We start from the raw sequence: 12,016 nt of genomic DNA, 5'->3' as shown, positions 1-12,016 counted from the left end.
CGTGCTCATACGACTCCTGCGGACCTATCTGAGGCCCTACAAGAAACCCATAACCCTGCTGGTGCTGCTGCAGTTCCTGCAGACCTGCGCCACGCTCTACCTGCCCACGCTGAACGCCCACATCATCGACAACGGTGTGGTGAAGGGTGACACCGGTTACATCCTGACGTTCGGCGCCGTGATGATCGGCATCTCCCTTGCACAGGTCGTGTGCAACATCGGTGCCGTCTACTTCGGCGCCCGCACCGCCTCGGCGCTCGGCCGGGACGTACGGGCGGCCGTCTTCGACCGCGTGCAGTCCTTCTCGGCCCGGGAGGTCGGCAACTTCGGGGCGCCCTCCCTCATCACGCGGACGACGAACGACGTGCAGCAGGTCCAGATGCTGGTCCTGATGACGTTCACCCTGATGGTGTCGGCGCCCATCATGTGCGTGGGCGGCGTCGTCCTGGCCCTCGGCCTGGACGTGCCGCTGTCCGCGGTGCTGGTCGCCGTCGTCCCCGTGCTCGGCATCTGCGTGACGCTGATCGTGCGCCGGCTGCGTCCGCTGTTCCGGTCCATGCAGAAGCGCCTGGACGTGGTGAACCGGGTGCTGCGCGAGCAGATCACCGGCAACCGCGTGATCCGCGCCTTCGTCCGCGACGAGTACGAGAAGGACCGCTTCCGCAGGGCCAACACCGACCTGACGGAGATGTCGCTGGCCACCGGCCGGCTGCTCGCGCTGATGTTCCCGATGGTGATGACGGTGGTGAACGTGTCGTCCATCGCCGTGGTGTGGTTCGGCGCCCACCGCATCGACAGCGGCGGGATGCAGATCGGCGACCTGACCGCGTTCCTCGCCTATCTGATGCAGATCGTGATGTCCGTGATGATGGCGACCTTCATGTTCATGATGGTGCCGCGCGCGGAGGTGTGCGCCGAGCGCATCCAGGAGGTCCTGGACACCGAGTCCAGCGTCGTGCCGCCCGTCGCGCCCGTGACCGAGCTGCGCCGCCACGGCCATCTGGAGATCCGCGGCGCGGGCTTCCGCTATCCGGGGGCCGAGGAGCCCGTCCTGAGGGCCATCGACCTGGTCGCCCGCCCCGGCGAGGTGACCGCCGTCATCGGCTCGACCGGCAGCGGCAAGTCCACCCTGCTCGGTCTGGTGCCCCGGCTGTTCGACGCGACCGACGGAGAGGTCCTCGTCGACGGCGTGGACGTGCGCACCGTGGGTCCGGAGCTGCTCGCCAGAACGGTCGGCCTGGTCCCGCAGAAGCCGTACCTGTTCGCCGGCACCGTCGCGACCAACCTGCGCTACGGCAACCCGGACGCCACCGACGAGGAGCTCTGGCAGGCGCTGAAGGTGGCACAGGCCAGGGACTTCGTCACCGGTCTCGAGGGAGGCCTGGACGCGCCGATCTCGCAGGGCGGCACGAACGTCTCCGGCGGCCAGCGCCAGCGCCTGGCCATCGCCCGCACCCTGGTGCAGCGCCCGGAGATCTACCTCTTCGACGACTCCTTCTCGGCCCTCGACTACGCCACCGACGCGGCCCTGCGGGCGGCGCTGGGGCGCGAGACCGCCGAGGCGACCGTCGTCATCGTCGCCCAGCGCGTGGCCACCATCCGCGACGCCGACCGGATCGTCGTCCTGGACGAGGGACGGGTCGTCGGCACCGGCCGCCACCACGAGCTGATGGCCGACAACGAGACCTACCGGGAGATCGTGCTCTCCCAGCTCACGGAAGCGGAGGCAGCCTGATGGCCGGGCCGATGGGGCGCATGATGGGCGGGTCCGGGCCCGACAACCGCTCGCTGAACTTCAAGGAGTCGGGCAAACGGCTCATCGCCCAGTTCAAGCCCGAACGGGTCACCGTCGCCGCCCTGGTGCTGTGCGTGGTGGTGAGCGTCATGCTCAGCGTGATCGGGCCGAAGATCCTCGGCAAGGCCACCGACCTGGTCTTCGCGGGGATCGTCGGCCGGCAGATGCCGGCCGGGGCGACCAAGGGCGAGGTCCTCGCCTCCATGCGGGAGCGCGGCCAGGGCGCGATCGCCGACATGCTGAGGAGCACCGACTTCACCCCCGGCAAGGGCATCGACTTCGGTGCCGTCGGCAATGTGCTGCTGCTCGCGCTGAGCACGTTCCTGGTGGCCGGCCTGCTGATGGGCGTGGCGACGCGGCTGGTGAACCGGGCGGTGAACCGGACCGTGTTCCGGATGCGCGAGGACGTGCAGACGAAGCTGTCGCGGCTGCCGCTGTCGTACTTCGACAAGCGCCAGCGCGGCGAGGTGCTCTCCCGCGCCACCAACGACATCGACAACATCGGGCAGACGCTCAACCAGTCGATGGGCCAGCTCATCAACTCGCTGCTGACCATCATCGGCGTGCTCGTCATGATGTTCTACGTCTCCTGGATCCTGGCGCTGGTCGCGCTGGTGACCGTGCCGCTGTCGTTCGTCGTCGCCACGCGCGTGGGCAAGCGGTCGCAGCCGCACTTCGTGCAGCAGTGGCGCTCGACGGGCCAGCTCAACGCGCACATCGAGGAGATGTACACCGGGCACACCCTGGTGAAGGTGTTCGGGCGGCAGGAGGAGTCGGCGAAGCAGTTCGCCGAGCAGAACGACGCGCTGTACGAGGCCGGGTTCAAGGCGCAGTTCAACAGCGGCGTCATGCAGCCGCTGATGATGTTCGTGTCGAACATCAACTACGTGCTGGTGGCCGTCGTCGGCGGTCTCCGGGTCGCCTCGGGCACGCTGTCCATCGGTGACGTGCAGGCCTTCATCCAGTACTCGCGGCAGTTCTCGATGCCGCTGACCCAGGTGGCCTCGATGGCCAACCTGGTGCAGTCCGGCGTCGCCTCGGCCGAGCGCGTCTTCGAACTGCTGGACGCCGAGGAGCAGACCGCGGACCCGGTGCCGGGCGTGCGGCCGGAGGAGCTGCGCGGAAAGGTCGCGCTGGAGCACGTGTCGTTCCGCTACGACCCCGAGAAGCCGCTCATCGAGGACCTGTCCCTGACGGTGGAGCCCGGCCACACGGTCGCGATCGTCGGCCCGACCGGCGCGGGCAAGACCACACTGGTCAACCTGCTCATGCGGTTCTACGACGTCACCGGCGGGCGCATCACGCTCGACGGGATCGACATCGGGAAGATGTCGCGGGACGAACTGCGGTCCGGGATCGGCATGGTGCTCCAGGACACCTGGCTGTTCGGGGGCACCATCGCGGAGAACATCGCCTACGGCGCCTCCCGCGAGGTCACCCGCGGGGAGATCGAGGAGGCGGCGCGGGCCGCGCACGCCGACCGGTTCGTGCGTACGCTGCCCGACGGCTACGACACCGTGATCGACGACGAGGGCTCCGGGGTGAGCGCCGGTGAGAAGCAGCTCATCACCATCGCGCGGGCGTTCCTGTCCGACCCGGTGATCCTCGTCCTGGACGAGGCGACCAGCTCGGTCGACACCCGTACCGAGGTGCTGATCCAGAAGGCGATGGCCAAACTCCAGCACGGCAGGACGTCGTTCGTCATCGCCCACCGGCTCTCCACGATCCGGGACGCGGACACGATCCTCGTCATGGAGAACGGCTCCATCGTCGAACAGGGCGCCCACGACGAGCTGCTGGGTGCCGACGGGGCGTACGCCCGCCTGTACAAGGCGCAGTTCGCGCAGGCGGTCGCCGAGGTGGACTGACCGCCGGTGCTGTGTGACGGGGGCCGCTCACCGGGGTGAGCGGCGCTGGGGCCTGTCCGGCGGATCAGGTCGCAGAAAACCCACGGTCTCTGATCGACTCGGGTGAGCGGGGACTGGTGCGTCCGACTGCAAGGCGGAGGAGGGCGTCGACGCGGAGCGTCGGCAACCGACGACAACGCCGCAGACGGGCGTGCCAGCCCCCGCGTCTGCGACAGGATCCGCCGGACGGGCCCCAGGTCAGTCCAGGTAGCCGCGGAGTTGGTCGGCGAAGGCGTGGTCGCGCAGCTTGTTGAGGGTCTTGGACTCGATCTGGCGGATCCGCTCGCGCGTCACGCCGAAGATGCGCCCTATCTCCTCCAGCGTGCGCGGGCGCCCGTCGACGAGCCCGTACCTCAACTGCACGACCTTGCGCTCGCGTTCCCCCAGCGTGGACAGCACGGCCTCCAGGTGCTCGCGCAGCAGCAGGAACGCCGCCGACTCCACCGGCGAGGCGGCGTCGCCGTCCTCGATCAGGTCACCGAGGGCGACCTCGTCCTCCTCGCCGACCGGGGCGTGCAGGGAGACCGGCTCCTGGGCGAGCCGCAGGACCTCGCTCACCCGCTCGGGCGGCAGGTCGAGGAGGGCGGCGACCTCCTCGGTGGCCGGCTCGTAGCCCCGCTCCTGGAGCATCCTCCGCTGCACCCGTACGACCCGGTTGATGAGTTCGACGACGTGCACGGGTACGCGGATGGTGCGGGCCTGGTCGGCCAGGGCGCGGGACATGGCCTGGCGGATCCACCAGGTGGCGTAGGTGGAGAACTTGAAGCCGCGGGCGTAGTCGAACTTCTCCACGGCCCGGATGAGCCCGAGGTTGCCCTCCTGCACGAGGTCGAGCATGGTGAGCCCCCGGCCGACGTACCGCTTCGCCACGGACACCACGAGCCGCAGATTGGCCTCGATGAGCCGGCGCTTGGCCATCCGGCCCAGCACGACGATCCGGTCCAGGTCCAGGGCGAGCCGGCTGTCCAGGTCCGGAGTGGTGGTCAGCTTCTCCTCCGCGAACAGGCCGGCCTCCACGCGCCGGGCCAGCTCGACCTCCTCCGCGGCGGTGAGCAGCGGGATCCGGCCGATCTCCCGGAGGTACTGGCGGAACAGGTCGGAGGAGGGGCCGCTGCTCTCGGTACGGGCGGGAACCGGATCGGGAAGCTCGGGCGGGGCCTCCGCGTCCGCCTCCGGGACCGGCCCGGCGCTGCCCGGTCCGGCGGGGATGTCGGTCTGGGTGAGGGTCTGGGTCTGCACGGGGGCGACCTCCAGGATGATCGCTGCTGAGGCGTGCGGCAGCGGTACGAGAGGGGGCGGAGTCGGCGGCGGCCCCGCCACCGTCCGTCCCGTACGCGAGAAGCACAGCCGCGGGGATGCGTCACCCGTGAGGGGCGGAGCGGCCGCGCTCCGAGGACTCAGGCAACCGGACCCAGTGTGGGGTACGACACATCACCGCCACGAGGGGCGTGCGAAGACTTTTTGAGTCCGGTGCGTGACCGGCCGGTTACTCAGACCGCCCGACGGCCCGGCGCACGCTCACAGCGCTGCCACACCGCGTTCGCGCAGTGCCTGGTCGTACTGCTGGAGGATCCACAACTCGTTCTGCGCCGAGGCCAGTTGAGCGGGGTCGCCGCCGGTGCCCAGGCGGGCGACCGTGCTCTGCAGGTCGCGGATGCGGCGTTCGACCGCGCGGCGGCGGACCGTCACCAGCTGGGCACCCGCGTAGGCCTCGTCGACGTCCCGGTGGAGCAGGATCGCCTCCACCGCCAGCTCGGTGACCATCGCGCGGACCGTGTCGTCCGGGGCGGCCTCACGGACCCGTGCCAGGTACTCGTGCGGGTCGCCGACGCCGTACTCGGCGCCGCCCGCGTCCAGGACCGCCTGACGTACGGCGGCGTACGGCGAGGCGGTGAACTCGTCCACGCCGTAGGCGTCGAAGGCCGGGGAGACCAGCTCCGGGCGCTGCAGGGCGAGTTTGAGCAGTTCGCGTTCGGTGGCGAAGACCGGGTTGCGCAGGTTGAGCGCCGGGCCCCGGGGCGCGGGACGCGCCGGCGCGTACTCCTGCTGCGGGCCCCGCTGCCGCTGGTCGGGTGAGGGGCCGCGGCCACCGCGTTCGCGGGCCCAGCGGGCCAGCTGGGCCACCCGCTTGACCACGAACTGGGTGTCGAGGATGCCGAGCAGTCCGGCGAGCTGCACCGCGACCTCGTGCTGGGCGCCGCTGTTCTTGATCCGGGCGACGACCGGCGCGGCCTCGTCCAGGGCGGAGGCACGGCCGGCCGGAGTGTCGAGGTCGTAGCGGGCCACGATCTGGCGCAGCGCGAACTCGAACAGCGGGGTGCGCGGTTCGACCAGGTCGGCGACCGCCTCGTCGCCCTTGGCCAGGCGCAGGTCGCAGGGGTCCATGCCGTCCGGGGCGACGGCGATGTAGGTCTCGGCGGCGAACTTCTGGTCGTCCTCGAAGGCCCGCAGGGCCGCCTTCTGCCCGGCCGCGTCACCGTCGAAGGTGAAGATCACACGCGCCGATCCGTTGTCCATCAGCAGCCGGCGCAGGATCTTGATGTGGTCGCCTCCGAACGCCGTGCCGCAGGTGGCGATGGCGATCGGCACGCCGGCCAGGTGGCAGGCCATGACGTCGGTGTAGCCCTCGACCACCACCGCACGGGAGGTCTTCGCGATCTCCTTCTTCGCCAGGTCGATCCCGTAGAGCACCTGGGACTTCCTGTAGATCGCGGTGTCGGGGGTGTTGAGGTACTTCGGTCCGTTGTCCGCCTCGTACAGCTTGCGCGCGCCGAAGCCGACCACGTCGCCGCCGATGTCGCGGATCGGCCACATCAGCCGGCCCCGGAAGCGGTCGATGGGACCGCGGCGGCCCTCCTGGGCGAGACCGGAGAGGATCAGCTCCTTGTCGGTGAAGCCCTTGCCGCGCAGAAAGCGGGTGAGGTGGTCCCAGCCCTGGGGGCTGTAGCCGACGCCGAAGTGGAGGGCGGCGCCCTGGTCGAAGCCGCGTTCGGCGAGGAAGACCCGGCCGGTCTCGGCCTCGGCGGAGTTCGCGAGCTGTTCGGCGTACCAGTCGGCGGCCAGCTTGTGCGCCTCCACCAGGCGGATGCGCTCGCCGCGCTGGTGGGCGGGGTTGTACCCGCCCTCCTCGTAGCGCAGGGTGATGCCGGCCTGGGCGGCCAGCCGCTCGACCGTCTCCGAGAAGGAGAGGTGGTCGATCTTCATCACGAACGCGATGGTGTCGCCACCCTCCTGGCAGCCGAAGCAGTGGAAGAGTCCCTTGCTCGGGCTGACCTGGAAGGACGGCGACTTCTCGTCGTGGAACGGGCACAGGCCCTTGAGGTTGCCCCCGCCCGCGTTCCGCAGCTGGAGGTACTCGGACACCACGGCGTCGATCGGGACCGCGTCCCGTACCGCCTTCACGTCCTCGTCGTTGATCCGTCCTGCCACGCCAGAAGTCTACGGTGGTCCGGCGAGGCTCCCGCCCGGCTACGGGGTCAGGCTCTCCAGCGGCACGTGCGGGTCCGCGAGCGCCTCCGTGTCCACCTGCGCCCTGGTACGGATCAGGTGCTGGATCGGGTCCGTGACGTCCCACACGTTGACGTTCATCCCGGCCAGGACGCGGCCCTCCTTCACCCAGAACGCGATGAACTCGCGCTTTCCGGCGTCCCCGCGGATCACCACCTCGTCGTAGGAGCCGGGGGGCGCCCAGCCGCTGTACTCCATGCCCAGGTCGTACTGGTCGGTGAAGAAGTAGGGCACGCGGTCGTAGAGGACCTCCTGGCCGAGCATCGCGCGGGCCGCGGCCGGGCCGCCGTTCAGCGCGTTGGCCCAGTGCTCCACCCGCAGCCGGGTGTCGAACAGCCCGTGCGGGAAGGCGGCCACGTCGCCGGCCGCGTAGATGTCCGGGTCGGACGTGCGCAGCCGCTCGTCCACCTTGATGCCGCCGCCGTGGGCGCGGTCGGCCAGCTCCAGGCCCGCCGACTCCGCCAGGGCGACACGCGGCGCGGCGCCGATCGCGGCGAGCACGTCGTGGCAGGGGTGCTCCTCGCCGTCGTCGGTCCGCACGGCGAGCACCATGCCGTCCTGCCCGACGATCTCGGTGAGCCGGGCGCCGAAGCGGAAGCGGACGCCGCGCTCGCGGTGCAGCTCGGCGAAGAGCGCGCCGAGCTCGGGGCCGAGCGCGCTGTGCAGCGGGGTGGCGGCCGTCTGGACGACGGTGACCTCCGCGCCGTACTCGCGGGCCGCCGCCGCGACCTCCAGACCGATCCAGCCGCCTCCCGCGATCACGAGGTGGCCGTTGTCCCGGCCGAGGTGGGTCAGGACGTGCTTCAGGCGCTCGGCGTGGGCAAGGCGGCGCAGGTGGTGGACGCCGGCGAGGTCGGTGCCGGGGATGTCCAGGCGGCGCGGCTCGGCGCCGGTGGCCAGCAGCAGCTTGTCGTAGCGCACGTGGGTGCCGTCGTCCCCGTAGTGGACGGTTTTCGCGGCGCGGTCGATCGCGACGACCGTCTGGCCGAGGTGCAGCTCGATGTCGTTCTGCGCGTACCAGGCGGGCTCGTGCACGAAGACGCTGTCGCGCTCCTCCTTGCCGAGCAGGTAGCCCTTGGACAGCGGCGGCCGCTCGTAGGGGTGGTCGCGCTCGTCGCACACGAGGATCACGCGGCCGTTGAAGCCCTCCGCGCGCAGGGTCTCGGCCGCCTTCGCGCCGGCCAGCCCTCCTCCGACGATGACGAATGTCTGATCCGCGTCGACCACTTGATGCCTCCTGCCGGGGGTCTGGGGGTGTCCCCCAGAGAACACTGTGGGTGCCGCCACATGGGAGCGTCCCGCACGGAGCGTGGTGCGGGAAGAGGGAGTGGCCCGATCAGGCCACGGAGGGTCACCTCGGGACCCGGTCGGGGTCACTGCGTTCACTCCGGTCCCAGCGGTACCACGGCTGTCCGTAAACGCGCTGTCAATGCCATGCGTGCGCTCTTCCCGTCATACGTGTCCTCTCAGACGCGCGTGAAGCGAACGGGCCGAGGCGTCGGTGAGGGATGCGATCTGGTCGACGAGCACGCGCTTACGGGCACGGTCGTCGGCGGCCTGGTCGAACAGGGCGCGGAACTGGGGGTCCAGGCCGTACGGGGCGCGGGCCGTCAGCGCCTCGGCCAGCTCGGCGACCACGATCCGCTGGTCGGCGCGCAGCCGCTCCTGCTCGGCACGCTGCATGACGTAACGGTCGGCGACGGCCTTGAGGACCGCGCACTCCATTCGGGTGGTCCGGGGGACGACCAGCTCGGCGCCGTAGCGCGTGAGGCGCCCGCTTCCGTACCTCTCCCGGGTGGCGCCCTCGGCGGCCAGGCAGAAGCGGCCGATGAGCTGGCTGGTGGCGTCCTTCAGGCGGGCCTGGGCGACGGCCGAGCCGTCGTAGCCGTGCGGCCACCACTCCTGGTCCAGGAGCCGGTCGAGGGCCTCGGCGAGTTCCCCGGGGTCGGTGTCCGCCGGCACGTAGCGGCCGACGGCGACCGCGAAGACCGCCTGCCGTTCGGGTTCGGCGTACAGGCAGCCGGGGTCGATGTGGCCGGCGTGCAGTCCGTCCTCCACGTCGTGCACCGAGTACGCCACGTCGTCCGCCCAGTCCATGACCTGGGCCTCGAAGCAGGTGCGGGTGCCGGGTGCGTCCTTGCGCACCCAGCCGAAGACCGGCCGGTCGTCCTCGTAGACGCCGAACTTGGGCGAGGCCGGGTCGGTGGGGTGCGCGTCGCGTGGCCAGGGGTACTTGGTGGCGGCGTCGAGGGCGGCGCGGGTGAGGTTGAGGCCGACGCTGACGAGTTCGCCCGTCTCGTCGTCCACGACGAACCGCTTGGGTTCGATGCGGGTGAGCAGGCGCAGGGACTGGGCGTTGCCCTCGAAGCCGCCGCAGTCCCGCGCGAACTCGTTCAGCGCCTGTTCGCCGTTGTGCCCGAAGGGCGGGTGGCCCAGGTCGTGGGAGAGGCAGGCCGCCTCCACCAGGTCGGGGTCGCAACCGAGGGCGGCGCCCAGTTCCCGGCCGACCTGGGCGCATTCGAGCGAGTGGGTGAGCCGGGTGCGGGGGCTGGCGTCCCAGGCCTGGCTGTATGTGCCCGGCGTGACCACCTGGGTCTTGCCGGCCAGCCGTCTGAGGGCGGCGGAGTGCAGCACACGCGCGCGGTCGCGCTGGAAGGCGGTGCGCCCCGGCCGCTTGTCCGGCTCGGCGTCCCACCGCTCGACGGCCGACGCCTCATAACCGGCCGGCGGCACATGGTTCCCGGACGACCGGTGGGCGTGCCCGCGCGGCCGCGCTGCCTCGGATGCGATCCCTTCCATGCTTCGACAGTAAGCGCACCCACGGACATTGGGGATGTCGCCGTCCACGTCCCCCTCGCCACGGCACGCGCGTCTGGCGTCGGGGGATGGCGGACGCGGGTCCCTCCCGGACTCCGTGGCTCCCCACCGGACCGGGCCGGACCAAGCCCCCGCCCCGCACCCCGGTGCCGCCCGCCGGGCCGGGACGGGCATGCGCCCCACTCCAGGCCCCGACGCCCCCGCCGGGCCGTGACCTACCGGGGGCCCGCCCCGCACCCGGTCCCACCCGCCAGGCCACGATGAGCGCGGCCCTCGCCCCGGACCCCGGTCCCGCCCGCCGGGCCGTGACGGGCGGGGGTGTCTCCTTGGACTCCTGACTGTCCGCCGGGCCGTGGCAAGCGGCCCGTGTGGTGAGACGCCCGCGCGCCTGCGGGCCGGGCGGCCGGTCCGTGACGGGAGCCGGCGCCATCCGGGCTCCGACCGGACTCCGGTCCCGCCGCCGGGCTGGGACGGACATGCACCCACCCCCGGTCCCGGTTCCGCGTCCGCCGGCGCGAGAATGGGCTGCCGGGAGTGAACCGGGACGGTGTGGGGTGCGTCCTTGCTGTTCGGGGGGCCGTGGGGGCGCCTGGGGAGGGAATCGAACGATGCGCCTGACGCATGAGCCACGCTCGCCGCGCCGAGTGCCGTGGATCCGTCCGCGCCTGCCGCGCACCCGTGCCGGGCGGCGGCTGCTGACGCAGGTGGTGATGGCCGGGTGCGTACTGGCACTGCTCCCGGCGACCTGGACCTACGTCACGGCCGGCGACCGGCTGCGCACCACGGCGGACGCGCCGCGCACCGACGTCGCCGTCGTCTTCGGCGCGGGCCTGTGGCAGGGGAAGCCGTCGCCGTACCTGGCGCACCGGCTGGACGCGGCGGCGAAGCTGTACCACGAGGGCCGGGTCAAGGTGCTCCTGGTGACCGGCGACAACAGCCGCGAGGACTACGACGAGCCGGACGCGATGCGCGCCTACCTGACCGAGCGGGGCGTGCCCGGCACGCGGATCGTGAGCGACTACGCCGGCTTCGACACCTGGAGCTCCTGCGTCCGCGCGAAGAAGATCTTCGGCGTGGACCGGGCGGTCCTGGTCACCCAGGGTTTCCACGTCCGCCGTGCGGTCGCGCTGTGCGACGCGGCGGGCATCGACTCCTACGGTGTCGGCGTCGATGCCAAGCACGACGCCACCTGGTACTACGGCGGCACCCGCGAGGTGTTCGCGGCCGGCAAGGCGGCCCTGGAGGCGGTGTTCCAGCCGGACCCGAAGTTCCTGGGCCGCACGGAGCACGGCGTGACCCGGGCCCTGGCCGACGCCCAGCTGCGCCCGTCGCCTGAGGCCCGCTGAGATCTCCTGACGCTCGCCCGCGGCGGGCTCCCAGCCGGGCCGGGCAGGTGTCAGCCCGTCCCGAACAGGCCTGCCGCCAGACGTGCCGCCCCCGCTCGCGTCACCGCCCGTCAGACCGGGTTCCGTGTGCGCCAGTCGCCGCCCTGGATGCGCGTGCCCTCGGCGCGCAGCCGTCGGGTGACGGACGGCCCGGCGACGTAGACCCAGGCGCGCACGACCGCTCCGTCGCTCTCGCGGACCACTTCGCGCTCGATGCGCTCGTAGAGGCTGTGCGGGTCGCCGGCGACGTACTCCTCCAGCCGGTCCAGCGCGGTGAGCACCTCGCCGTACTCCTCCGGCCGGGCGGCGACCAGGTCGCCCCGCACCAGCCCGCCCGGCTCCTCCACGGCGTACGGGTAGCCGGGTCCGTCGTAGAGCACCGCGCCGGACAGCCGGGCGGGTTCCTCGGAGCGGGTGCGGCCGCGCAGGAGCAGGCCGTGGTTGCCCTCGCCCGGGCGCAGGGTGCCGTAGACGAAGAACGGGAGCGGTGCGGGCGGCGGCGTCGGAGTGGTCGAAGTCGTCACGGAAACGATTCTCTCCCCTCACGCCCACCCGGAGGCGCTATGGACATGACATGTCATGAGCACTTAAATCTCAGGGACGCC

8 protein-coding genes are annotated in these 12,016 nt (G+C 71.6%); 3 read left to right on the top strand and 5 right to left on the bottom strand.

Features of this window, described 5'->3' with window-relative positions:
• The first annotated feature begins 1 nt into the window (after position 1).
• Both CG719_RS03440 and CG719_RS03435 read left to right on the top strand, forming a co-directional pair.
• Positions 2-1,735, top strand: a complete 1,734-nt coding sequence (locus tag CG719_RS03440) for an ABC transporter ATP-binding protein (RefSeq protein ID WP_100566956.1) — start codon at positions 2-4, stop codon at positions 1,733-1,735.
• Positions 1,735-3,663, top strand: coding sequence for an ABC transporter ATP-binding protein (locus CG719_RS03435; RefSeq protein WP_100566955.1), 1,929 nt, complete (start codon positions 1,735-1,737; stop codon positions 3,661-3,663). Before CG719_RS03440 ends, CG719_RS03435 begins: the two co-directional genes overlap by 1 nt.
• Positions 3,664-3,900: 237 nt before the next feature.
• Here the strand turns inward: CG719_RS03435 and CG719_RS03430 are convergent, their stop codons facing one another.
• From CG719_RS03430 to CG719_RS03415, 4 genes are all read right to left on the bottom strand, one after another.
• Positions 3,901-4,941 carry an RNA polymerase sigma factor gene (locus tag CG719_RS03430; RefSeq protein ID WP_234375392.1) on the bottom strand — a complete coding sequence of 347 codons (1,041 nt, stop codon included), beginning with the start codon at positions 4,939-4,941 and terminating at the stop codon, positions 3,901-3,903.
• Positions 4,942-5,220: 279 nt separating this feature from the next.
• Positions 5,221-7,131 carry a DNA primase gene (gene dnaG / locus CG719_RS03425; RefSeq protein WP_100566954.1) on the bottom strand — a complete coding sequence of 637 codons (1,911 nt, stop codon included), beginning with the start codon at positions 7,129-7,131 and terminating at the stop codon, positions 5,221-5,223.
• Positions 7,132-7,170: 39 nt separating this feature from the next.
• Positions 7,171-8,436, bottom strand: a complete 1,266-nt coding sequence (locus CG719_RS03420; protein ID WP_100566953.1) for an NAD(P)/FAD-dependent oxidoreductase — start codon at positions 8,434-8,436, stop codon at positions 7,171-7,173.
• A gap of 225 nt (positions 8,437-8,661) precedes the next feature.
• Positions 8,662-10,008: a deoxyguanosinetriphosphate triphosphohydrolase gene (locus CG719_RS03415; protein WP_100566952.1), complete on the bottom strand. Its 1,347-nt coding sequence runs from the start codon at positions 10,006-10,008 to the stop codon at positions 8,662-8,664.
• A 626-nt stretch (positions 10,009-10,634) separates the two neighbouring features.
• Between CG719_RS03415 and CG719_RS03410 the strand changes: the two genes are divergently transcribed.
• Entirely contained in the window at positions 10,635-11,372 is a 738-nt protein-coding gene (locus CG719_RS03410; RefSeq protein WP_100566951.1) for a SanA/YdcF family protein, read from the top strand.
• Between the two features lie 110 nt (positions 11,373-11,482).
• On the opposite strand, the gene CG719_RS03405 is transcribed toward CG719_RS03410, so the two are convergent.
• The gene (locus CG719_RS03405) at positions 11,483-11,935 is read right to left on the bottom strand and encodes a gamma-glutamylcyclotransferase family protein (protein ID WP_100566950.1); all 453 of its coding nucleotides are present in this window, start codon (positions 11,933-11,935) and stop codon (positions 11,483-11,485) included.
• Between the last annotated feature and the right edge of the window lie 81 nt (positions 11,936-12,016).

The organism is Streptomyces sp. CB01373 (assembly GCF_002803075.1).
Classification (GTDB): Bacteria; Actinomycetota; Actinomycetes; order Streptomycetales; family Streptomycetaceae; genus Streptomyces.
This window is presented reverse-complemented; position numbering and strand designations above follow the sequence as displayed.